Origin of the sequence: Streptomyces sp. NBC_01142 (assembly GCF_026341125.1) — a bacterium.
Lineage (GTDB): Bacteria > Actinomycetota > Actinomycetes > Streptomycetales > Streptomycetaceae > Streptomyces.
Genome location: NZ_JAPEOR010000002.1, coordinates 2,961,127 through 2,982,076 on the forward strand (window position 1 = coordinate 2,961,127; position 20,950 = coordinate 2,982,076).

At 70.4% G+C, this 20,950-nt stretch carries 27 protein-coding genes and 1 pseudogene; 23 read left to right on the plus strand and 5 right to left on the minus strand.

What is annotated here, in order from left to right; all coding sequences use genetic code 11:
* Positions 1 to 3: 3 nt before the first annotated feature.
* The 4 genes from OG883_RS31030 to OG883_RS31045 all read right to left on the minus strand — a co-directional run bounded on the left by OG883_RS31030 (position 4) and on the right by OG883_RS31045 (position 4,166).
* Positions 4 to 1,650 (minus strand): long-chain fatty acid--CoA ligase, encoded by a 1,647-nt coding sequence (locus tag OG883_RS31030; RefSeq protein ID WP_266547683.1) that lies wholly within the window; start codon positions 1,648 to 1,650, stop codon positions 4 to 6.
* A 76-nt stretch (positions 1,651 to 1,726) separates the two neighbouring features.
* A complete protein-coding gene (locus OG883_RS31035; RefSeq protein WP_266547686.1) occupies positions 1,727 to 3,346 on the minus strand; it encodes a recombinase family protein in 1,620 nt (539 codons plus the stop codon).
* Complete coding sequence (locus tag OG883_RS31040) at positions 3,343 to 3,660, minus strand: hypothetical protein (RefSeq protein WP_266547689.1); 318 nt, start codon at positions 3,658 to 3,660, stop codon at positions 3,343 to 3,345. The genes OG883_RS31035 and OG883_RS31040 overlap by 4 nt, the downstream gene beginning before the upstream one ends.
* Before the next feature lie 59 nt (positions 3,661 to 3,719).
* Positions 3,720 to 4,166 carry a helix-turn-helix transcriptional regulator gene (locus tag OG883_RS31045; RefSeq protein WP_266547692.1) on the minus strand — a complete coding sequence of 149 codons (447 nt, stop codon included), beginning with the start codon at positions 4,164 to 4,166 and terminating at the stop codon, positions 3,720 to 3,722.
* Between the two features lie 463 nt (positions 4,167 to 4,629).
* On the opposite strand from OG883_RS31045, the gene OG883_RS31050 reads away from it, so the two are divergent.
* The 23 genes and pseudogenes from OG883_RS31050 to OG883_RS31160 all read left to right on the plus strand — a co-directional run bounded on the left by OG883_RS31050 (position 4,630) and on the right by OG883_RS31160 (position 20,440).
* Positions 4,630 to 4,821 (plus strand): hypothetical protein, encoded by a 192-nt coding sequence (locus OG883_RS31050; protein ID WP_266547695.1) that lies wholly within the window; start codon positions 4,630 to 4,632, stop codon positions 4,819 to 4,821.
* A gap of 179 nt (positions 4,822 to 5,000) precedes the next feature.
* Entirely contained in the window at positions 5,001 to 5,288 is a 288-nt protein-coding gene (locus OG883_RS31055; RefSeq protein ID WP_266547697.1) for a hypothetical protein, read from the plus strand.
* Positions 5,285 to 5,659 (plus strand): hypothetical protein, encoded by a 375-nt coding sequence (locus OG883_RS31060; protein ID WP_266547699.1) that lies wholly within the window; start codon positions 5,285 to 5,287, stop codon positions 5,657 to 5,659. The genes OG883_RS31055 and OG883_RS31060 overlap by 4 nt, the downstream gene beginning before the upstream one ends.
* Entirely contained in the window at positions 5,656 to 6,774 is a 1,119-nt protein-coding gene (locus OG883_RS31065) for an ERF family protein (RefSeq protein ID WP_266547702.1), read from the plus strand. The genes OG883_RS31060 and OG883_RS31065 overlap by 4 nt, the downstream gene beginning before the upstream one ends.
* Positions 6,771 to 7,460 carry a hypothetical protein gene (locus OG883_RS31070; RefSeq protein ID WP_266547705.1) on the plus strand — a complete coding sequence of 230 codons (690 nt, stop codon included), beginning with the start codon at positions 6,771 to 6,773 and terminating at the stop codon, positions 7,458 to 7,460. The genes OG883_RS31065 and OG883_RS31070 overlap by 4 nt, the downstream gene beginning before the upstream one ends.
* Positions 7,461 to 7,594: 134 nt before the next feature.
* Positions 7,595 to 8,050, plus strand: a pseudogene (locus tag OG883_RS31075) (DNA cytosine methyltransferase); the annotation flags it as partial.
* Position 8,051: 1 nt separating this feature from the next.
* Complete coding sequence (locus OG883_RS31080) at positions 8,052 to 8,873, plus strand: hypothetical protein (protein WP_266549711.1); 822 nt, start codon at positions 8,052 to 8,054, stop codon at positions 8,871 to 8,873.
* Positions 8,874 to 8,893: 20 nt separating this feature from the next.
* Complete coding sequence (locus OG883_RS31085; RefSeq protein WP_266549713.1) at positions 8,894 to 9,058, plus strand: hypothetical protein; 165 nt, start codon at positions 8,894 to 8,896, stop codon at positions 9,056 to 9,058.
* Between the two features lie 218 nt (positions 9,059 to 9,276).
* Entirely contained in the window at positions 9,277 to 10,227 is a 951-nt protein-coding gene (locus OG883_RS31090; protein ID WP_266547707.1) for a mucin-2, read from the plus strand.
* On the plus strand, positions 10,224 to 11,051 hold the full coding sequence (locus OG883_RS31095) for a cell surface glycoprotein (protein WP_266547709.1): 828 nt from the start codon (positions 10,224 to 10,226) through the stop codon (positions 11,049 to 11,051). The genes OG883_RS31090 and OG883_RS31095 overlap by 4 nt, the downstream gene beginning before the upstream one ends.
* Positions 11,048 to 11,218, plus strand: coding sequence for a hypothetical protein (locus OG883_RS31100; protein ID WP_266547711.1), 171 nt, complete (start codon positions 11,048 to 11,050; stop codon positions 11,216 to 11,218). The genes OG883_RS31095 and OG883_RS31100 overlap by 4 nt, the downstream gene beginning before the upstream one ends.
* 114 nt (positions 11,219 to 11,332) lie before the next feature.
* A complete protein-coding gene (locus OG883_RS31105) occupies positions 11,333 to 11,845 on the plus strand; it encodes an HNH endonuclease signature motif containing protein (protein ID WP_266547714.1) in 513 nt (170 codons plus the stop codon).
* A gap of 2 nt (positions 11,846 to 11,847) precedes the next feature.
* Positions 11,848 to 12,336 (plus strand): single-stranded DNA-binding protein, encoded by a 489-nt coding sequence (locus tag OG883_RS31110; RefSeq protein ID WP_266547717.1) that lies wholly within the window; start codon positions 11,848 to 11,850, stop codon positions 12,334 to 12,336.
* 97 nt (positions 12,337 to 12,433) lie between these two features.
* Complete coding sequence (locus OG883_RS31115; protein WP_266547720.1) at positions 12,434 to 13,042, plus strand: hypothetical protein; 609 nt, start codon at positions 12,434 to 12,436, stop codon at positions 13,040 to 13,042.
* Positions 13,039 to 13,257, plus strand: a complete 219-nt coding sequence (locus tag OG883_RS31120; protein WP_266547723.1) for a hypothetical protein — start codon at positions 13,039 to 13,041, stop codon at positions 13,255 to 13,257. The genes OG883_RS31115 and OG883_RS31120 overlap by 4 nt, the downstream gene beginning before the upstream one ends.
* A 19-nt stretch (positions 13,258 to 13,276) precedes the next feature.
* Positions 13,277 to 14,122: a hypothetical protein gene (locus tag OG883_RS31125; protein ID WP_266547726.1), complete on the plus strand. Its 846-nt coding sequence runs from the start codon at positions 13,277 to 13,279 to the stop codon at positions 14,120 to 14,122.
* A 164-nt stretch (positions 14,123 to 14,286) separates the two neighbouring features.
* Entirely contained in the window at positions 14,287 to 15,774 is a 1,488-nt protein-coding gene (locus OG883_RS31130) for a hypothetical protein (RefSeq protein ID WP_266547728.1), read from the plus strand.
* A gap of 58 nt (positions 15,775 to 15,832) precedes the next feature.
* Complete coding sequence (locus OG883_RS31135; protein WP_266547731.1) at positions 15,833 to 16,327, plus strand: hypothetical protein; 495 nt, start codon at positions 15,833 to 15,835, stop codon at positions 16,325 to 16,327.
* Between the two features lie 82 nt (positions 16,328 to 16,409).
* Positions 16,410 to 16,871 (plus strand): hypothetical protein, encoded by a 462-nt coding sequence (locus OG883_RS31140; RefSeq protein ID WP_266547734.1) that lies wholly within the window; start codon positions 16,410 to 16,412, stop codon positions 16,869 to 16,871.
* 146 nt (positions 16,872 to 17,017) lie between these two features.
* Positions 17,018 to 17,545, plus strand: a complete 528-nt coding sequence (locus OG883_RS31145; RefSeq protein WP_266547737.1) for a helix-turn-helix domain-containing protein — start codon at positions 17,018 to 17,020, stop codon at positions 17,543 to 17,545.
* The gene (locus OG883_RS31150) at positions 17,535 to 18,767 is read left to right on the plus strand and encodes a PBSX family phage terminase large subunit (RefSeq protein WP_266547739.1); all 1,233 of its coding nucleotides are present in this window, start codon (positions 17,535 to 17,537) and stop codon (positions 18,765 to 18,767) included. Before OG883_RS31145 ends, OG883_RS31150 begins: the two co-directional genes overlap by 11 nt.
* A 13-nt stretch (positions 18,768 to 18,780) precedes the next feature.
* On the plus strand, positions 18,781 to 18,966 hold the full coding sequence (locus tag OG883_RS31155) for a hypothetical protein (protein WP_266547742.1): 186 nt from the start codon (positions 18,781 to 18,783) through the stop codon (positions 18,964 to 18,966).
* On the plus strand, positions 18,953 to 20,440 hold the full coding sequence (locus OG883_RS31160; RefSeq protein WP_266547745.1) for a phage portal protein: 1,488 nt from the start codon (positions 18,953 to 18,955) through the stop codon (positions 20,438 to 20,440). Before OG883_RS31155 ends, OG883_RS31160 begins: the two co-directional genes overlap by 14 nt.
* Here OG883_RS31160 and OG883_RS31165 read toward each other — a convergent pair.
* The gene (locus tag OG883_RS31165; protein WP_266547747.1) at positions 20,415 to 20,858 is read right to left on the minus strand and encodes a hypothetical protein; all 444 of its coding nucleotides are present in this window, start codon (positions 20,856 to 20,858) and stop codon (positions 20,415 to 20,417) included. The two genes, OG883_RS31160 and OG883_RS31165, sit on opposite strands and share 26 nt — an antisense overlap.
* Between the last annotated feature and the right edge of the window lie 92 nt (positions 20,859 to 20,950).

Below are 20,950 nucleotides of genomic sequence, written 5' to 3' on the forward strand. Positions count from 1 at the left end.
GTACTAGAGCTGGGTGACGTCCAGCTCGCCGGCCGCGTACTGCTTGCGGATCACCTTCTTGTCGAACTTACCGACGCTCGTCTTCGGCACCGCAGGGATCACCGCCCACCGCTCCGGCAGCTGCCACTTGGCGACCTTCTCGGCGAGGAACGCCTTGAGCGTCTCGTAGTCCGCGGTCGAGCCCTCCTTCAGCACCACGGTCGCCAGCGGCCGCTCGCCCCACTTGTCGTCCGGGACCGCGACGACCGCCGCCTCCGCAACATCCGGGTGCGCCATCAGCGCGTTCTCGAGGTCGACGCTCGAGATCCATTCGCCGCCGGACTTGATGACGTCCTTCGCGCGGTCGGTGAGCGTCAGATAGCCGTCCGGGCTGATGATGCCGACATCGCCCGTCTTCAGCCAGCCGTCCTCACTGAACTTGTCCTCGGGCCTGAAGTCCTCGCCGCCCGCGCCGCCGTAGTATGCGCCGGCGATCCACGCGCCGCGCACCTCCAGCTCACCCGCGGACTCACCGTCCCAGGGCAGCGTCTCGCCGCCGGGGCCGACCAGCCGGGCCTCGACGCCGGTCGGGAAGCGGCCCTGGGTGATGCGGTACGGCCACTCCTCCTCCGCACTCAGACCGGCCGGCGGGTGGGCCATCGTGCCGAGCGGGGAGGTCTCCGTCATGCCCCAGGCGTGGCAGAGCCGTACGCCCAGCTTGTCGTACGCCTCCATCAGCGAGGGCGGGCAGGCCGCGCCGCCGATGGTGACCTGCTGCATGGAGCTCAGGTCCCGGGGGTTCGCGGTGACTTCGGCCAGCAGGCCCTGCCAGATGGTGGGGACGGCCGCTGCGTGCGAGGGCTTCTCGCGCTCGATCATGTCGGCGAGCGGCGCGGGCTGCAGGAAGCGGTCGGGCATCAGCATGTTGATGCCGGTCATGAACGTGGCGTGGGGCAGGCCCCAGGCGTTGACGTGGAACTGGGGGACGACCACGAGAGTGGTGTCCTTGGCGGTCAGCCCCATCGACTCGGCCATGTTGACCTGCATGGAGTGCAGGTAGATGGAGCGGTGGGAGTAGACGACACCCTTGGGATCGCCGGTGGTACCGGAGGTGTAACACATCGCGGCCGCGGTGCGCTCGTCCAGTTCCGGCCAGGCGTACGTGGTCGGGCGGCCGGCGATCAGCTCCTCGTACTCGTGCACCTGCGCCTGCGCGTCGGCGAGCAGTGAGCGGTCGCCGGGGCCGGAGACGACGATGTGCTCGATCGTCGGCAGATGTGGCAGCAGCGGCGCGAGCAGCGGCAGCACGGAGCCGTTGACGATGACGGCGCGGTCGGCGGCGTGGTTGACGATCCACACCAACTGCTCGGCGGGCAGCCGAAGGTTGAGCGTGTGCAGTACGGCGCCCATGGAGGGGATCGCGAAGTACGCCTCCACGTGCTCCGCGTTGTTCCACATCAACGTCCCCAAAACACTTCCCTCGGTCATACCGAGTTCGTCGCGTAGGGCGTTGGCGAGCTGTGCGGCGCGGTCGCCGATCTCGGCGAAGCTACGGCGCTGGGGTTCTGCTTCGCCGGTCCAGGTGGTTACGGTCGATCGTCCGTGGATGGTTCGGCCGTGCTCCAGAATCCGGCTGATGGTGAGCGGTACATCCTGCATTGTGCTTCGCACAGCGTCCTCCCGGTGGGCGCTATCGCTCCGTCGCGACACGTGGGAAGATTCTGCGCACATACCATTCGGTATGTCACTACCTCTCGGTAGCTTTCTTCGGAGCGGGCCACGGGTCCAGCTCCCACATGGGATGAACCGCGATCTCGTGGTTTTCGGTTCCTGGCCCGTTCCTTATCAGGGCGACACGGCGGATGAGCTTCCGAAGGATCATGTTTCGCTCGCGGGTGTCGAGGGTCGGCCACTCCTTGACTGTGCCGACGACCAGCGGTACAAACTCCGCCCGCTCCGGCAGGGGTTCCACTTCCGGAATGCTGTCGAGTAGCTGCTGTGCCTCGGCCCGCCTCTTGCGGACGAGGTCGGCCGCTTCCTCGTACTCTCCGGGACCGAAATCGTCCGGGTTGGCCGCGTGCTCGGCCCGTAGCCGAGCGAGTGCCTGCCGCTGCTTGTCGACCTCGGCCTGCGCTCGGGCGCGTGCGGCCATGTTGGCGGCCTGCTCGTTCGCGAGGTTGCGCTCGGGGGTGATCTCAGCCGGTGGGGCGTTGTCAATTCCTTGGGCGGCCTCGCGTTTGAGCCACGCCAGGATCTCTTCCTCGACCGCGCTCCGTTCGATGAGGACGCCGTCGCATGCCATGGCGCCGGACTTGGCGCGCCTGCTGCACCGGTACGCGAAGCCTGGGACGTTGGCGCCGTCGCGGCGCGCTGTGTTCAGGCTGGTGCCGAGGTGACAGCCAGCGCATTTGCATAGGCCGGTGAGTTCGTAGATGCCGGTTCGGGAGCGCGGCGCGGTCTCTTTCACCTCCTTTCGGCGTTGCTGGTATGCCTGCCACAGGTCAAAGTCGATCAGTTCCTCTTGGGAGCCCTGAATGTAAACGTGGCTTTTGCATGACCCGTCGGTCTTGCGGCATCGGCACTCGGGGTTGTGCACGGTCAGGAGACCGGCGGCAAAGCCGCTGTCCATGTATCGGGTGAGGGTTTCCGTGCTCCATAGGCTCCCTTGCGTGGTGCGGTGCCCGGCGCGGTTGAGTCGGCCGCACAGTGCGCTGAAGCCGAACCCTTCGACGTATGTGCGGTACAGGTCGGCGACGACCGGCCCTGTGATCTCCTCCGGTTCGTACTTCTCCTTTTGGAGTTTTCCGGTGGCGTGGTCGTATCGGCGGTGCCAGGCGTAGCCGAAGCGCTTCCGGCCTTGTGCGGGCAACTGGAGCTTGTAGCGGCGGTGGTCGTGGGTCTCTCGCCACTGCTCGCCGGCGCGGTCGCTCTCGAACGCGGAGAACTCCAGGATCATGCCTCGCTGAAACCGGCCGATGGCGGTCGAGGCGTCAACTGGTTCCGTTGCGGATTCCAGTTCGCCGCCTGCCTGTTGCAGCCGGGCGAGGTTGATCGCGTTGCCGGTGCGGTCGCGGCCGAATCGGGAGTATCGCCAGACTGCTACGCCTCGCGCCTCGCCGCCCTCGACGCGCTCTATGCATCGCATGATCTTGCGTTTGAAGTGCCGGCCGGACACGTCGAGGTCTTCGACCCATCCGACGATGCGGCGCCCCGTGCGGCGCGCCCATTGGGTGATCGCGTCGCGTTGCAGTTCGGGGCTGATCTTCTCCTCTTTCCACGTCGATACGCGGATGTAAGCGAGCCACGGCTCGCCGTCCTCATCGGTCGGCGAGCCGCGGAAGGTGGCTGGTATGTCGAGTTGGGTCACTGTGCCTTCCGTTCGGCTTGGCGAAGGTGCTGCGGGCGCAGTGGGATCACGTTGCCCGCGGCCTGCTCGGCGCGGTTGCGCTTGCCAGGGGTCGGGCCGGCGGGGGCGTCAAGCAGGCCGCGCGCGACGTGTTCGAGGGCGCGGCGGTATCCGGCGTTGTCTGCCTCGGCGAGTTGGTGGGCCGTGGCGTGCTGGGAGGTGTGCACAGTGCGGATGATGATCAGGGGTGTGGCGGTGATGACGACGAACAGTCCAACCCGCCACAAGTCGTCGTTGTTGCAGAGCAGCCCGAGAACGCCCGCGGCCAGTCCCACCAGGAGCAGGGAGAATGCAAATAAGGGTGCGTGTCGGTGGGTCACTGTGCCTCCGTGCGTTAGTTCTCGGCGATGCGTCCCTCGCCGTTCTCGGCTCTCTGCTGTCGCAATGTCTCGGTCATGGAAACGAAGAGTCGGCGTGACTGTGGGTCGGTGATGCCCAGTTCGTCTGCGGCCTCCTCTGGGGTTAGGGGATCGGGGCGTGCGGGGTTGCGGACGTTGCACAGCTCGCTCGCGCTGAGCACGCCGGCGGCGACCAGGACCTCGGCGAGCGGCAGTTGTAGGGCGTCGGCGAGCATCTTGAGCACGCGGGTCTCCGTGGCGCCCTCGCCGCGAAGCATCCGGCTGACAGTTCCGGCACCGATGCCGGAGTCGGCGGCGAACCGGCTTTGTCCGCCGCCCCTGGGTCGTAGGTCGTAGCCGCGTTGTTCGAGTTGTCTTTTCAACCAGGTGGCGAACTGATCTGGAGAGGCGTGGTCGTTCCCGCGTGGGGTCGTGTGTTCCATGGGTGGAACATACCGCGCGTGGACCGTGCCGCATACATGATCGTTTAAGTCTGGACGGAACATCCGCCTTTGGTATGAATCTGCCCTCCAGCTGCGGCGATTGAGCCGAACAGGCGTCCGATTATTGTCGCGCATGCGCCGGGCGTCAACGGCAATTGGAGGGTTCCGACCAGGCGATAGGCACCACCCGAACCCTTGCCACTCGTGTAATGTTCCACCCATGGACGGAAACAGTCCACCCATGGAAGGACGATGCTCGCATGTACGACCGCGCCTCACTCGTCGCCGCAGCCCGCAAGGCAGGCGACAGCACTCCGTCAGATACCGCAAGACGGCTGAAGGTTGCGCGAAACACGGCATGGCGTTTGTGGAGGGGCCAGACCGCCCCAAGTGCCGCCGTTGCCGCGGCAGTTGAGAAGCACTACGGCATATCTGCGGGCCAGCTCATCCGACCGGGCGCCGCATGAGCGGCGAGGTGATTACCCGCGGACAGGCGTTTGCCAACGCCCGCCGAGTCCTCGATGCCGCCCGCGCCCGCCGCGATCGCGACCGCGCCGCCGGTCTGCTCCCCACAGAGATCGAGCTGATCATGCGCCGACTCGAACGCGAGCAGCGCCAGCAGCGCCCCCGCGCCACGCCCCGCGCCGCCGCCTGACCACGCAAGAGGGCCGCCCGGATTGCGCCCGAACGGCCCTCGCCACGACCGCCAACCAGAGAGGGACGATCGTGAACAACCCCCAGCGTACCGACCGTTCTCCCAGAGCCGCCCGCGCCTTACAGGGTGCCCGCGATGCCCGGAGGCACCTCGCCCGCACGGCCTTGATCGCCCGACAGTTGGACGCCATCGCGCCCGGCACGGTCCACGTGCGGACCGTCCCCGTGTGGACCGACCGCGACGGCACCCGCCGCCTCGCAACGTGGGTCGCCCTCGACGACGCCCTCGGCCTGCCGATCAAGGCCGACCGCGCAGCGCACCGTGCCGCCCGCGGCCTGCTGCGCCGTATGTTCCCCGCCGCCGACTGGACGCGCGCCCTCGCCTACGACGCCCACACGGGCGACCTCGACCTCGCCGAGCCCCTGGCGCCCGCCGACCTCGACCTCGCCCAGGAACCGCGCCGATGATCCGCCCCCAGCTGTCCGCCGACGGCCTCGCCGTCCGTCTACCGATCGCCGCCCGCGTCGAGCAGCTGCTCGACGACCTCGCCCTCGCGTACGTGGAGGACTCCGACGCCCTCGGCCGCCTGCTCGCCCACCACGGCGAGAACGTGCGGGCCCTCGACCACGCGATCTACCGGCACGACGTGCCCGAGCACGAGCGTGCGATGCGCGCCGCCGCCGCCGACGGGAGCCGCGAGGCACTGGCCGCCGAGGCGCCGATCGCCGCCGACCTCGACGACTTGCTCGACCCCGACACGGCGATCACTCTCGCCGGCCGGATCACCCGCCTCGCCGGACACATCCGGCACACCATGCCCAGGAGCCCGCGCCCGTGACCGTCACCCCCTTGCACCCCGGCATTTCCGACACCCGCCTCACCCCCGAACTCTTCGCACGGCTGGTCGAGGCCGTCGCCCCCGCCCCAGGCCCGACCCCCGCGCCGGAAGTGGTCTACGTGCCCGCCCCGGAGGGAGCCCCCACCGACGCGCCGCGCGTGTTCGCCGCGATCAACGACGTGATGCGCGACGCGATGCCCGTCGGCAAGAACCAGCGCAACGAACAGCAGAACTACGCCTTTCGGGGCATCGACGATGTCATGTCGGCGATGGCCGGGCCGATGCGCGCGCACGGCGTTTTCATCCTGCCGACGATCGCCGAGCACACGCAGCAACGTGACGGGAAGATGACCCGCACCCTGATCACGATGCGGTACCGCGTGTACGGGCCCGCGGGTGACTGCCTGGTCGCCGAGGTGCCCGGCGAAGCGTTCGACTACGCGGACAAGAGCATGAACAAGGCCCAGTCCGCCGCCCTCAAGTATCTGTTGTTCACGTTGTTCATGCTGCCCGTGGACGGCCGCAGCATCGATGACGGCGACCGCCACCACCCGGAGCCGACTCCCGAGCAGTGCGCCGAACAGCAGCAGCGCCAGCAGGACCGGCGACAGCAGCGCGGACAGGGGCAGCAGCGCCAGCAGCAGCCGCGACGCAGCAACCGCGCCGAGGCCGGTCCGTGGGAGCAGCCGCCCGCCCAGCAGGCCGCACCGCCGCGCCGCGACTACCTCGCCGAGGCGACCAAGGCGCCGAACCGCAAGGCGTTCGACAAGGTGCGCGCCGACGCTGTCAAGGCCGGGGCCCCCGCCGAATTCCTCGCCCGCCTCGACGCCGTCGCGCGCCAGAAGGCGAACGCAGCGAACCAGCCGCAGCGCCACCGCGACCCGGAGCCGGGCGACCAGCCACAGCAGGGCGCCGCCTCGACCGGGCAGGACCAGGAGCAGCCCGCCGCCCTCGGCGAAATGTACGACGCCGCGCGCGCCGCCGGGGTCGACCAGGCCGAGGCCGACCAGCTGTTCAGCTCGCGGTACGGGTGCGCCCCGGCCGCCGGTACCGCCGAGCAGCTGCGCGAGCAGCGCGACGACCTGCTCGACGCCGCGAAGGGGGGCACGCCATGACCGCGCCCACCTTTGCCGGCCCGATCGAACAGCACCACTACGACACGATCACGGAACGGCTCGGCGTGAACCACCTCGCCGCCGAGGCCGACACCGCCTCCCGACGCGAGCCGTCGCTCGACAGCGAGCCCGCCGTCGCGCAGCCGGCCGAGTCTCTGCGCGACCTCGCCACCGAGGCCGCCGTGTTGAAGCTGCTCGCCGAGCGGGTGGCCGCCGCACAGAAGGATGTGAAGGCGCGCACACAGCGGGCCCTCGACACCGCCGAGAAACGCGACGGAACCGAACGGGTCACCGCATCGCTCCCCACGGGCGAGCAGGTCGCCACGATCTCACTCCGCAAGGGCGAGACCGGGCCGGTCGTCACCGACGAGGAAGCCCTCGCCCGGTTCGTCCGGCAGACGTGGCCTGATGAGGAGTGGACCACGACCCGGATCGTGCGCGAGGTCAAGCCGTGGAAGCTCACGGAACTGCTCGCCGAGATGGACGCCGCCGGGGCCGCGAGGCTGGTCGACAAGGTCACGGGTGAAGTCCTCGACGTGCCGGGCGTGGTGATCAAGCCGACGCGCGCGCGGACGTACGCGATCACCTGGCGCAAGGGCGGGAAGGACGCGACCGCCGAGGCGTGGCGTTCCGGCGCCCTCGCGACGCAGCTCGCGGCGATAACCGCCGGGGGTGAGGCCGCGTGACGCTCACCCTCGACCAGGTCGCGCAGCTGCTCGCCGAACGGGCCGCCGAGATGGTGCCCGGACAGCTCGCGCTCAACGACGGCCCCCGTATCGGCTCCCTGTGCTCCGGGTACGGCGGCCTCGACATGGCCGTCATGGACCTGCTCGGCGCGTCCGTGGCGTGGCACTGCCAGTACGACCCCGACGACCGGCACCAGTACGCCGCGCGCATCCTCGCGCATCACTGGCCCAACGTGCCCAACCACGGCGACATCACGGCCGTGGACTGGTCGGCCGTTGAGCCGGTCGACATCCTGTGCGCCGGTTTCCCCTGCCAAGACGTGAGCCTCGCCGGTCTGCGCGCGGGCATCGCCGAGGGCACGCGGTCGGGCCTGTGGGCCCACGTCGCCCGCGCCATATCCGTACTGAACCCCCGATTGGTAGTGATCGAAAATGTCCGTGGCCTTCTCTCGGCCAAGGCCGCTCGCGGTGTGGGACCGGACGGCGCGCCTTTGGATGAGGGCGACGACGGAACCAGCACTCTTCGAGCTATCGGCGCCGTTCTCGGAGACTTGGCCGACCTCGGGTTTGATGCGGAATGGCATGTGCAGCGTGCATCCGACATCGGGGCCCCGCACCAGCGCGAGCGCGTTTTCATCATCGCGTGGCCTGCTGCCGACCCCAACCACGAGCGAGTGGAACGGGCCGGGGGCACCGGACGGGAACCGCAACGACACGTTGCGGGCCCGCAACCGGCAGCTGCCGACGCCCAGGGCGAGGGACAGCAAGGGCGTGGGGTACGAGGACGGCCTACCGGCGGTTGTGCAGCTGCTCAAGACGCCCACGGCGCAACTCGGGGTGAACGGGGGGTCGCAGCACCCGGACAAGAGGAAGCAGGGCGGGCACGGCCCGACGCTCGCCGACGAGGTCGAGCACCTGCTACCGACGGCGACCGTGGCGGACTCGCGCGGCACGAGGAACCGGCGCAGGGACGGGACGCCGTACAGCCCGGGGTACGGCGAGACGCTGACGGACGCCACGGCGTTGCTGCCGACGCCGAGGGCGAGCGACACGGGGACGCCGGGCCGACGGGCGGGCGAGGGGTTCCGGCCTCCACTGTCCGAGGTCGTGCTGCCGATGTTCCCCACGCCGAGGGCGAGCGACGGCACGAAGGCGAGCCCGAATCAGAAGTTCGGGGACGGCACACCGACCCTGGCGAGCGCGGCGGCACGGCTGCTTCCGACGCCCCAGGCGAGCGACCACGGTTCGTGCAGCAACACCGCGGAGCAACGGCAAGCGGCCGGACATCAGGTGTATCTGTCGGACGCGATCAAGTCGGTGTCGACTGGGGCCGCTACGCCCCCGCCGTCGAGCGGTGGGAAGCGGTCACGGGCCGACCGGCACCCCGGCCAACTGACGATAGAGGCCGCCTGACCGCGGCTTTCGTTGAGTGGATGATGGGACTGCCCGCCGGTCACGTCACGGCCGTCCCAGGCTTGTCCCGCTCCGCCCAGCTCAAGGCGTTGGGGAACGGCGTTGTACCCCAGCAGGCCGCGTACGCGCTGCGGTTCCTGCTGCACCGCGCCGGTATCGCCGAGCGGTTTGGCCTCGCCGCATGACCGCCGAGCCCCCGCCGCCGCCCGCGTGTGGCCACGGCAACCCCCGATGCGGCGCGCGGCCGGTCCGCCCCTATCCGTGCGGCTGGAGATGCGACGAGCACCAGCCCGCCCGGACCCGCCCGTACTTCCGCGCCGCCCCGTGAACGCCCCGGGGCGAGGGCTTGCCGACGACCGGCCCCTCGCCCCGGGCGCCCCACCCCGACAGGAGCACAACCCCCGTGACCTGGTTCAAAGTCGACGACACCGCCCACGCACACCCGAAGTTGCTCAAGGCCGGCAATGCCGCCCTCGGCCTGTGGGTCCGCGCGGGCGCCTACGCCGCGCAGCACCTCACCGAGGGCGTGATTCCGGGCGTCGTCGCCCAGCTGTACGGCACCGCGCCCCAGGCCCGGAAGCTGGTCGCGTCCGGCCTGTGGCACCCCCACGGCCACGACTGCACCCGGTGCAAGCAGCCCGTCGCCGGCGACTACGTGATGCACGACTTCCTGATCTACAACCCGAGCCGTGCGCGCGTCGAGGACGACCGAGCCGCCGCCGCCGAGCGCCAGAAGCGGGCCCGCGAGCGCGCCGCCGAACAGCGGAACCAGGAGCGTCATCCCCTCGATTCGTCGGCGAATCGTCCGCGAATCGACGACGATCCGTCGCCCGAAAATCGCGAACCGTCCGCGAATCAGATCGAATTTCCCGACGACATCGCAGGTCAGGGCGACCCGTCACAGCGTGACGGTATGGACCCGTCACGGTCCCCCCGACCCGACCCGACCCGTCCCGCTGTACCTCCTACGGAGGTACAGCTAGCTAGCTACGGCTCGACACCCGCCGTGCCCCCGAACGTTGTCCAGCTCCGCGACGAACTCACCGCCGCCGGAATCGTCGTCGAGTGGTCGCTCGAAACGGCCGAGTGGTTCCGCCTTGAGGCGATCGTCACCCGGACCGCCGTTCCCGCCCTGGTCGACCACGCCCGCGAGCAGTGGCACCGCGCCCGTTCCCGCCCGCGGTCGGTCCGTTACTTCCTGCCCGGCTGGACCGCACTCCCGCCCGTCCCCGCCGGCGCCCCCACCGCGCCCGGAGCCGACGTGATCCCCCTCGACGCCGCCCGCCCCGGCCGAGTGGCCCGCGCCGCCGACATGTTCGCCGCCGCCCTCAACCCCCAGGAGAACGCCCAGTGACCCGCGAAGAAGTCGCCGCCCTGCTCGCCTACGCCGTGAGCCTCGACCCCCGCCTCGCCCCCGCCGACCAGGCCGAGGCCGACGAACGCCTCGCCCAGTGGTTCAACCTGCTCGAAGACGTGCCCCCAACCGCCCCGCACCCAGACGGCCGGCACTGGCACGCCGGCCACATCGTCCGCCACCACATCGCCAGCAGCCCGTACCGCCTCCAGCCGAGCGACGTATCGCGCCCGTGGCACACGTTCAAGGCCGACGTACTGGGACGCCACACCGACCCCGTGCCGCCGGTCGACCCGGACGACCACAAGGCGTACCGTGCCGCCCTCGCCGGCACCAGGACCGCCATAGCCGCCGGGCAGGCCGCCGCGTCGGTGTACCGCGAGTTGACCGGCGGAAGCACCCGCGAGGAGCGCAACGAGTTCGCCGCCGCCCGGTTGCGCGCCCTCGGCGACTACATGCCGCGCACCGTCGCCGCCGAACTCAAGGAATTCCGCAAGACGCGAGCCGAGCGCGAGCACCGCGCCGCCGCCGGCCTGCCCGACCCGCTCGACGTGACGTGCCCGTACGTGACGTGCCGCGCCCGGCCCGGCACGCCGTGCCAGCAAGGCGGGAAGCGCCGCACGGACCGCAGCACCCCGCACCCGTCCCGCCTCGACCTCGCCGCCGAGGCCGAGGCACGCGACCGCGCCGAGGCGCAGCGTCGCCCCACCGAGCAGTCCGAGCGCGAACTCGACGCCCTCGCCCGCATGATGGCGCGCCCGCCGGTCGCCCGCGAGCAGTGCGGACGGCGCGAGGCCCGGCACGTTACCGGGGCGCAGCGATGATGCCGCCCGCCGCCGTCGCCGCCATCCGCGCGGGCGTCGAGGTCGCCCACGGGAACGGCCTACGAAGCGCCGAGGACGTGGCCGAGCTGATCGCGGACGAACTCACCGCCGTGGGTTGGACGATCACCCTCGCCGAGCCCGAGAACGACCGCTCAACGACCGCGTAGCGCCTCGACAGGGGGTGGGAATCCGAGCGGACCGCCCCGCCCCCCGTCATGTATCTTCCATCCATGGATGGAAAGCATCATCCATAGAACGATTAACCCGACGGAGGTACATCCATGGACCGGCCCACCCCGGCCGCACGGTTCGCCGCCAAGGTGAACACCGCGGGCCCCTGGTCACTCCGCCGGGACTGCCTCGGCCGCTGTCACCTGTGGGACGGCGCCGAGAACGAGAAGGGTTACGGGACGTTCTACGTCGCCGGCCGCACCGTCAAGGCCCACCGCTACGCCTACGAACAGGCCAACGGCCCCATACCGGCTGGCCTTGAGGTCGACCACCGATGTCGCCGCCGCGCATGCGTCGCACCTGTGCACCTTGAGGCCGTCACGCACCGCGTGAACATCCTCCGCTCCACGAACCACGTTGCCGCCCGCGCCGCCGTCACGCACTGTCCGGCCGGCCACGCCTACGACGAGGCCAACACGATCCGGGCCCGCAACGGAACGCGGAAGTGTCGGGCGTGCAAGAACGCCCAGGCCCGCACCGCCCGCGCCCGCGCCCGCGAGGACCGCCTCGCCCCCGTCGAACACATCCGCCCCCGTACAACCCACCTCGAAAGGGCCGCGTAACCATGAGTGGCGACACCCCCATCACCATGACCGGCAACGTCGTTGCCGACCCCGAACTCAGGTTCACCCCGTCCGGCGCCGCCGTCTGCAACTTCCGCGTGGCCTCGACCCCGCGGAAGTTCAACCGACAGACGAACGAATTCGAGGACGGCGAGCCGCTGTTCCTCGGCGTGGCCGTGTGGCGCCAGCAGGCCGAGCACGTCGCCGAGTCCGTACAGCGCGGCATGCGCGTGATCATCGTCGGACGCCTCACCCAGCGCCAGTACGAGGCCAACGACGGCAGCAAGCGCAGCAGTTACGAGATTCAGGCCGACGAGGTCGCCCCGAGCCTGCTCCGCGCGACCGCGGTCGTGACCAAGGCCAACGGCAACGCCCAGGGCGCCCAGCAGGCCACCCAGCAGCCGTACAACCAGCAGCCCCAGGGATACGGCCAGAAGCGCGCCGGCGACCCATGGGCGACCCCGGGATACGGCAACGAACCCCCGTTCTGATCAGCCCTCCGCGACCGGCGCGCGTCCGGTCGCGGGCCCTCCCGCGCACGCGAGCAGCACCTCGACCCCCTCGGACCCGAGACAGGAGCACCACCCCATGACCCGTATCCCCGACGCCGTCGCGTTCGCCTCGCTCGACACTCACCGCCTGATCGTCACCGTCCCGAACGAGGGCCCGGCCGACGTGGCGTGCAACCTCCCGCGCACCGTGGCCGTCGGCGTCCTCCGCCAGATAGCCGCGAGCCTTGAAGGCCCCGCCGGGCACTGCGACACCGCCCTCGCGACCGCCGCGCCGTGCCCCATCCATGACGCACCCGCGCCGCGCCCGGCCGGCCTCGACGCCCTGCTCGCCGCGGTCGCCGACCAGCTGCCCGACGAGGACCAGCAGGCGCCGACGGATTGGGTCGCCGACGTTCGGTCGGCCCTCGCGTTCAACGAGGGGGCGCAGCATCCGGCCGTGATCACGCTGCGCGACATCCTGCTCGACGACGCCCCGCGCACGCCCGAGCAGGCCCTCGCCGCCGCCCTGGCCGTCCTCGCCGCCCACACCCGCGAACTGTCCGCCCTCGCCCGCCGCGACGCCGACGAGTACCGCGACGAACACGGCGTGAACCGCAGCACGCGCGGCCTGCTCACCGGCATGGACCACACGCGGAAGCTGCTCGACCGCCACGCGACCCGCCTCGACGAGGAAACCGGCCAGTGAGCAGCCTTACCGGCCTCGCGATCGTCGCTGGCCTCCTCGCGTCCAGCGTGCCCCTCGGCCTGTGGGCATGCCGGCGCGACCCCGGCCCCCTCGCCAGCCGACGCGCCCGCGCCGACGCCGACCGCGCCCTGTTGCGCCTCGCCCACACAGGATGCGTCCGCCCCGACCAGTGCCCGACCTGCCCGGCCCTCGCCGAGCGCGCCAACAGCAAGTAGCACCAGGAGCAGCCACACCATGACGACCACCCTCGACTACGCCGCGCCGCCGGTCGCCCGCCGCGCCGCGGTCGACCTCGCCGCCGTGCGCGAGCAGTGGGGCGACCTGCTCGCCGCTATCGGCCGCCGGCCGGCCGCGGAGTGGCCGCCGCGCGAGGCCCGCGGATTCCTCGACCAACTCGCCGCCGACGACCGCGCCGAGAACGACGAGCACCCCGTCGAGGCCGTCGTCGGTCGACTCCCGCTCACCATCCGCGAGCACCCCGCCCCGCTCAACCTCGACGCCCTCGACGCCGCCCTCGCCATCGAGCGTGACCTGTTCGACCTCGCCGACGTCGTCGCCGAGCAGGTGCAGCGCTCCATACGGCCGGCCCGCGACGCACACGGCCGGTTCATCACCGACCAGGCCGACACCGCCGACCCCGCACGGTGGCACCCGCCCACGCACCGCGACGCCGGCCCCGCGAGCGCCGCCTCGGCCGGTAGCCGCGCGTACGGGCTGCATTGGGCCGCCGTATGGCTGGAGGGGCGCGCCCTCGACGAGATGAGCGGCGACCTGTTCGAGCCGATCCCCCCGCGCCTGCTCGACGAGGTCGCCGCGACCGCCCGCCGGGCACGCCTCACGGTCGAGCTGGCCCTCGGCCGCGACGGGCGGACGACCGCCCTCGACGAGCCGTGCCCGTTCTGTGGTGGGCAGCTCGCCGGCCACACCCGCCCCGGGGGCGAGCCTGTGGTCACCTGCTCGACCGGCGAGGCGTGCGAGGCGCCCGTCGACCTCGACGGCCGGCGCCGGCGGGCGTGGCGGGGCGCCGACATGGTCGGCCTGTGGGTCGCCCTCGACGCGCGCCGGCGAGGCGATGCGTAGCAACTCCCTTGGGGCCGACTGGAGTTAGGCCCGCCCCTCCGTTACCAGACCGTTACTGAACAAGGTTCTGAACTCAGTTGTGTACCCAGTTCTGAACTCGATACAGTGGCGCTCCCGCCGGACGTCACCCGGCAACAGACCGACAGCCAAGGGAGCAACCCCCAATGAGCGCAGTCACCATTCCCGGCGCCCTCGCCGACTACCTCAGCAACCAGTTCATCAGCGATGACGAGACCGCCGCCGCCCTCGACGCAGCCCGCCGCGGCCGAGGCCGCACGCTGGTGATCGAGCCCACCAGCCCGCGCGTGCTGCACGTGATCAGCCGCTTTGCCGAGCACCTGCTCAAGTACCCGAGCATCCGCACCCGCGCCCAGCGCGACGCCGCCCGCCTGTGGATCAAGCGCGCCGGCCACGCCCCCGCCCGCATGACCCACCAGTTCGACAACACCCGGGAGGCCTACAACCACACGCAGTGCCGCGACGACATCCGAGACGGCGACGTCCTGGTCGTCCGCTCCGAGCGCGTTGTCGGAATCCTGGTCAAGGCGTGGCCCGCGGCGATCACCGAGGCGCACGGCGAGCTGCACACCCTCACCGCGCCGGCCCGCGAGATCGAGGGCGGCGCATACGCCGAAGCCGCCGAGACCGCCGAACAGGCCGCCCATAGCTACGGTTTCCCCCTCGCCGTACACACCCCCGTGAACTACCCAGTAGGCGCCCGCGTCCGTGAGGGCAACCGCCTCGGCACCGTGACGGCCGTGAACGTCGAAACGTTCCACCTGAGCACGCTCACCACCACGCACGACAACGTGACCATCACGTGGGACCACGGCACCGAGTCGACCATTCACCCGAGCCACGTCGAGCCCGCCGAGGAGCCCGCCGAGGACATCGAGGCGCAGCAGGCCGCCGCCGAGGTGACCGAGACCGAGGCCGTAGCCGGCACGTGGCGGGGCGAGTGGATCGGCGAGCAGCAGGCCGGCGACGCCCTGTTCACCATCGAGCCGGCCGCCGAACAGGGCGCCCTGTTCACCGAGGGCGACCAGCCCACCCGCGAGGCCGTCACCGTGCGCATGACCCCGGACCCCGCCGGCCTCGCCCGCATCCGCGCCAAGGCCGCCGCCGACCGCAAGACGTACCGCGCCACGATGGACGAGCGGCAGGCCGCCGACCACATCGCCCACGGCGCCCCCGTGCCGGCCGCCGTACAGGCCCGCATCGACGCCCGCCGCGCCACAGAGGCCGCCCCCGAGCAAGGCGAGCAGTTGCCCGCCCGCCGCGTGATCGAGGGCGTCATCGTGGGACACGCCGGCACCGCCGAGGGCAGCATGCCCGCGGACGCCGGGCACCCGAACGTGATCGCCGCGCGCGCCGCCCTCGACGGCCTCGCCGCCGCCCGCATGACCGACCACCACGACGTGAGCGACCCCACCGAGGCCGAGCAGGACATACGCGGCTATCTGGTCGAGCCCCGCGGAGGCGCCCGCGTCGCCGTCTACTGGCTTGAGGGCGGGCGCACCATCCGCCGAGACACCCCCATCGACGGGGCCGCCCTTGACTGCCTCGCCCACACCCTCACTCGCCGCGGCTGGAAGGTCGAGAAGATGCTCAGGTCCTCGCAGTGCGTCTTTGCCCACCGTCCGACCGACTGATCACCCGCCGGCCCGCCCTCGACCGAGGGCGGGCCCCGCCCGAACAGGAGCACCAGAGATGAGCGACGAGCAGCAGCCCGGACCCGACGAGGAGCAGCGCGACGCACGGACCCCGGGCGACATCCGCCGCGCCATGCGGGGGCCGCGCCGCCTCGAATCCACCCCCGCCGGGCAGCGCCTCGCCGAGCAGATGCTCATCATCATGAATGAGTTCGAGGAGGCCCGCCGCGCCGAGATCATCGCCGCCGGCGGAGACCCCGACGAGGACCGCGACCCGTTCGAGACGGTGCGTGCCATCGCCAACGATTGGGCCAGCAGCGCCGACGACACCGAGGCCCGCGCCGCCCTGCTCGACCACCTCGCCGACAGCCTCGACACCAGCGAGGTACGCGCGCTGCGCCTCGCCGCCGAGGCCGCCGCCGCCATCACCCCGCGGCTCATCTACGCGGACGCAGACGCGGGGGTGAGCGTCGCCGATACGGCCGCCGACCTCGGCGCCACCGAGTCGTACGTCTACCGGATCTTGCGCAAGCGCTCCGCCGCCGACCAGTAGCCCCGCACACAGCTGCGGGCCCGCACACGGTGACGTCACCACCGGGCGGGCCCGACTAACCACGATGGGAGCAACCCCCACCATGACCGCCGCCAACCCTACCGAGCGCAAGAAGCCGACTGCACCGAAGGCCGGCGACCGCCCGACCGTCCGTGTGACCGACGCGTTCGCCGACGACCTCGCCGTCATCATGAGCACCATGGGCACCGATGGCACGTTCGCCGATGCTGTCCGACAGGCCGTCGGACAGCTCGCCGGGATATACCGGACCGCGTGGGCCCACGGCATCGTTCCCCGCGGCACCGCGCCGACACTCGGCGCGTACCAGTTCGTCGAGCAGCTGCCCGGCAGGCGCCCGACCAGCGGGTATGACGGCCGGTCGGACACGTCCGCCGGTCGTCCGACGCCCCACGTCGGTCGCATGCTCGCCGGTCGGCCGCCCGGCCCGCACATCCGGCACCAGTTCGCCGAGGAACTGCTCGGCCGTCCGACAGAGGTGACGCCGCCCGCGCGACCGGACGCGGAGCGACCCGCGCGCACGTGACCGATCAAGCTTGCGCCGTTATCAGTTCGTGACCTAAAGTTGGCGCTGTCTTCGGCGTGCCCGGAAACGGACGCCCTTCCCGAACGCCCCGTCGCTACCCCGAGCGGCGGGGCGTTCGCATGTCCTCGGCGAGGGGGTGATCGCCTGTGGGCCGCCCCATCGACGACCACGACCGCGACCAAGTCCGGAAACTGCACGCCGCGGGCAAGAGCCGGAACGACATCGCGAGGGCGATCAAGAGGTCACCCTCGACCGTTTCCAAGATCGCCGCATCGTTCGACCCGCCCCTCACGTTCGACCGCGCCGCCGAGGTCGCCGTCGCCACCCAGGTACGCCGCGCAGACCTCGCTGCGCGCCGCGCCGATCTCGCGATCACGTTGCACGACATCGCCGAGCGCGAACTCTCACGGATGACCGCGCGCACTCTCTACTTCGAGTGGGGCGGGAAGGATCACACCTACGCCCAGAAGTGGCAGGACGAGCCGATACCCGCAGACCGGCGCACCCTGATGGCCACCGCGGGCGCCGCCCTCGACCGGTCCCTCAAGCTCGCGCCCCCGCGCGAGGAAGCCGGCGAGCAGTCCCGTTCCGTGATCGGCCGCCTTATGGACGGCCTCGCCCGCAACTACGCCGAGCGCCACGGCAACGCACCGGGCGGCGACGATGAACACTGATCTTGCCCTGTCCCCGAAGCAAGTCGATTCGATCGTCGAGGCCGCCGAGTTCCTGAACTTGTGGGAAGGGTCGGTGCGTAGCGGGAAGACGATCGCCAGCCTCATAGCGTGGTTGGGGTACGTCGCCGATCCGCCCAAGGGCGGCGAGTTGGTCATGGTCGGGCGCACCCGCGACAGCCTCGCCCGGAACGTGTTCGGGCCGCTCATGAACCCGGACGTGTTTGGCGAGGTCGCGCAGGATATCCACTACACCAGCGGCGCCCCGACCGCGCATGTCCTCGGCCGCACCGTTCACGCCCTCGGCGCCAATGACGCCCAGGCCGAACCGAAGGTACGAGGACTGACGTGCGCGGGCGCGTACGTGGACGAGGCGACGACGCTCCCCAAGTCGTTCTTTGACCAGCTCACGGCCCGTTGCAGCGTGCCAGGGTCGAAGGTCCTCGCGACGACGAACCCCGAAAACCCGAACCACTGGCTACGCCGCGACTACCTGCTCAGGCCCACCGAGGCCCGACTCAGGTCGTGGCACTTCCAGTTGGACGACAATCCCGGCCTCGACGAGGAGTACAAAGCCCGGATCAAGTCGACGCACACCGGCCTGTTCTACAAGCGCAACGTGTTGGGCCTGTGGGTACAGGCCGAGGGCGCGATTTACGACATGTACGACGAGGCCGCGCACGTCGTTGACGAACTGCCCGCCATGCGCCGGCATTGGATCGGCCTCGACTACGGCACCGTGAACGCTACGTCGGCGATCTTGCTCGGCGAGGGTGTCGACGGCCGACTGTACGCGTGCGCCGAGTGGCGCCACGACTCCCGCACGGCGCACCGCCAGATGACCGACGCCCAGTACAGCGCCGCACTGCGCAAGTGGGTTGCCGAGCAGGGCGTCGCCCCTGAGTGGACGTTCATCGACCCGTCCGCGGCGTCGTTCATCACGCAACTGTGGGCCGACTCCTATCCAGGCGTCGCCCGCGCCTCGAACGAAGTAGTGGACGGAATCCGGTCCGTGGCGAGCCTGCTCGGCGCCGGCCTGCTCCGCATACACCGATCGTGCGAGGGACTGCTCGACGAACTGCCCGGTTACGTGTGGGACGAGTCCGCCGCCGACAAGGGCGAGGACAGGCCCGTCAAGCGGAACGACCACAGCTGTGACGCGCTGCGGTACGTGATCCACTCGACCGCCCAGGAGTGGCGGCACCTGCTCACCCTCGCCGCGTAAGGAGGCCGCCGTCATGGCCGCAATGCCACCGCTTACCCTGCCCGTATCCCTCACCATCGGCGAGCACACCGTCGAGGCAGGCGAACTCACCCTCGCCCCCGGCGAGCAGGTGCGCCCCGCCCTCGCCGGACTGTTCCGCCGCGCCGCCGAGGCGTGCGAGGCAACCACCCAGGAGGGGGGAGACGATGCCACTCCCTGACCAGGGCGCAGCGTGGCCGCCCCCGGCGTGGATCGCCTACTACGACGCGATGCGCATCGATGACGCGTGGTACAGCGGCGACCGCCAGCGCCTCGCGCATGTCCACAGCAACCACAAACGCCCCACCGAGCGCCGCCGCCTGTGGGGACGGAAGCCATTCGAGAACCGGCCTGACCGACGCGACCACCGCCTACACGTCCCGCTCGCCGGCGACATCGCTTCGACCTCGGCCGACCTGCTGTTCGCCGACATGCCGACGATCACCGTCGAGGACAAGGCCACACAGGACCGCCTCGACCAGCTCCTCGACGAGGGCCGCGCGCAACAGGTGTTCCTCGGCGCCGCCGAACAAGCCGCCGCCCTGTCCGGCGTGTTCCTGCGCGTGACGTGGGACCGCGACCTAGCACCGCGCCCCCTGCTCACCGTGATGCAGCCGGACGGTGCCGTACCCGAGTTCCGGTTCGGAATGCTGCGCGCAGTGTCGTTCTGGCGTGAGCTGGACGGCTCGACCGAGTCGACCGTCTGGCGCCACTTCGAGCGGCACGAGTCCGGCCGCATCGTGCACGCCCTCTACGAGGGGACCCGCGAGAACGTCGGCCGCCGGGTGCCGCTCACCGAGCACCCCGACACGGCCGACCTGGTCGACTCCCTCGACGGCGACGGCGACGGCATCACGACCGGCATACGCGACCTCACCGCCGCGTACATCCCCAACATGCTGCCCAACCGGCTGCACCGCGGTTCCCCGATCGGACGCTCGGACTACGCCGCGCCGATCTATGACCTGTTCGACGCCCTCGACGAGACGTGGACATCGTGGATGCGCGACATCCGCCTCGCCCGCGCGCGCCTGATCGTCCCCGATGGGTACATGCGCAATGAGGGAGCCGGGCGCGGGGCGTCGTTCGACGACGACCGCGAAGTCTGGCACAGCCTCAAAATGCCGCCCAACGAGGGCGCGGGCATCACCCTGAATCAGTTCGATATCCGGGTCGAGGAGCACCGCGCCACGGCCGAGGCGACCATGCGACAGGCCGCCCAGGCCGCCGGCTACTCGCCCCAGTCGTTCGGCCTCGACGGCGACGGACAGCCAGTCACCGCGACCGAGGTCGACAGCCGCGACCAACGAAGCATGGTCACCCGTCGGAAGAAAGCCGGGTACTGGCGACACGGCGTGGCCGACATGTGCCACGTCATGTTGCAGCTCGACGCGAAGCTGTTCGGGCAGCGCATCACGCCTGCCCGCCCGCGCGTCGAGTTTGGCGACGGCATCGCGGAGTCGGAGCAGTCGACGGCGACAACCCTCGACCTACTCAACCGCGCCGGAGCCGTGTCGACCTCGACCAAGGTCAAGATCCTGCACCCCGATTGGGACGACACCGCCATACGTCCCGAGGTCGACGCGATCCTCGCCGAGACCGGTGTCGTTGTTCCGGATCTGATGTTTCCTACATCCCCAATTCAGCCTTCTTAACGTTGACTCCGTCGAACTTCCGAATTGCTTCTCCCACCTGCTGTGGGGGGGCTGTCCCCGCAACCCAACCGTCCCTGGCAGCCAGAAGTTCATCGTAGGCAGCAGTAAAATCGCCACACAGCGTGAGCATCTTCTCGCAGCGTTCACGCATTCCAAGAGCGGTTGGCAACGCAACCAGCACAGCAGCGAGAAATGACACCAAGGTGACTACTACCTGAGCCACAATCTCTGAGCTCTGGGAAATGACGGCCCACGCGGTAAGACCCGTGATTCCACTCACGATCGCAGAAGCGCCGTTGTAATTTCGGATAGTGCGCACCAATTTACTTGCTTCGCGAGGCATCGCGTCCGACCAATGGCGCGCACCTGCAATAGCTTCTTCAAGGCGGCGAGGTACGGCTCGGACCAGTTGACTCATTGCGAACTCGCATTCGACATAGCGAGTACCAAAGATGACTCAGTGGGCATTTCCGTTCAAGCGTCCACGCGTGAATTGACAACTTAATCACT

What these genes read in the sequence shown, in the direction of transcription:
- OG883_RS31130 (WP_266547728.1), top strand. Translation starts at nt 14,287, where the DNA reads ATGAGCGCAGTCACCATTCCCGGCGCCCTCGCCGACTACCTCAGCAAC.
- OG883_RS31140 (WP_266547734.1), top strand. Translation starts at nt 16,410, where the DNA reads ATGACCGCCGCCAACCCTACCGAGCGCAAGAAGCCGACTGCACCGAAG.
- OG883_RS31045 (WP_266547692.1), bottom strand. Translation starts at nt 4,166, where the DNA reads ATGGAACACACGACCCCACGCGGGAACGACCACGCCTCTCCAGATCAG.
- OG883_RS31165 (WP_266547747.1), bottom strand. Translation starts at nt 20,858, where the DNA reads ATGAGTCAACTGGTCCGAGCCGTACCTCGCCGCCTTGAAGAAGCTATT.
- OG883_RS31110 (WP_266547717.1), top strand. Translation starts at nt 11,848, where the DNA reads ATGAGTGGCGACACCCCCATCACCATGACCGGCAACGTCGTTGCCGAC.
- OG883_RS31070 (WP_266547705.1), top strand. Translation starts at nt 6,771, where the DNA reads ATGACCGCGCCCACCTTTGCCGGCCCGATCGAACAGCACCACTACGAC.
- OG883_RS31150 (WP_266547739.1), top strand. Translation starts at nt 17,535, where the DNA reads ATGAACACTGATCTTGCCCTGTCCCCGAAGCAAGTCGATTCGATCGTC.
- OG883_RS31060 (WP_266547699.1), top strand. Translation starts at nt 5,285, where the DNA reads ATGATCCGCCCCCAGCTGTCCGCCGACGGCCTCGCCGTCCGTCTACCG.
- OG883_RS31135 (WP_266547731.1), top strand. Translation starts at nt 15,833, where the DNA reads ATGAGCGACGAGCAGCAGCCCGGACCCGACGAGGAGCAGCGCGACGCA.
- OG883_RS31050 (WP_266547695.1), top strand. Translation starts at nt 4,630, where the DNA reads ATGAGCGGCGAGGTGATTACCCGCGGACAGGCGTTTGCCAACGCCCGC.
- OG883_RS31115 (WP_266547720.1), top strand. Translation starts at nt 12,434, where the DNA reads ATGACCCGTATCCCCGACGCCGTCGCGTTCGCCTCGCTCGACACTCAC.
- OG883_RS31105 (WP_266547714.1), top strand. Translation starts at nt 11,333, where the DNA reads ATGGACCGGCCCACCCCGGCCGCACGGTTCGCCGCCAAGGTGAACACC.
- OG883_RS31155 (WP_266547742.1), top strand. Translation starts at nt 18,781, where the DNA reads ATGGCCGCAATGCCACCGCTTACCCTGCCCGTATCCCTCACCATCGGC.
- OG883_RS31125 (WP_266547726.1), top strand. Translation starts at nt 13,277, where the DNA reads ATGACGACCACCCTCGACTACGCCGCGCCGCCGGTCGCCCGCCGCGCC.
- OG883_RS31100 (WP_266547711.1), top strand. Translation starts at nt 11,048, where the DNA reads ATGATGCCGCCCGCCGCCGTCGCCGCCATCCGCGCGGGCGTCGAGGTC.
- OG883_RS31160 (WP_266547745.1), top strand. Translation starts at nt 18,953, where the DNA reads ATGCCACTCCCTGACCAGGGCGCAGCGTGGCCGCCCCCGGCGTGGATC.
- OG883_RS31085 (WP_266549713.1), top strand. Translation starts at nt 8,894, where the DNA reads ATGATGGGACTGCCCGCCGGTCACGTCACGGCCGTCCCAGGCTTGTCC.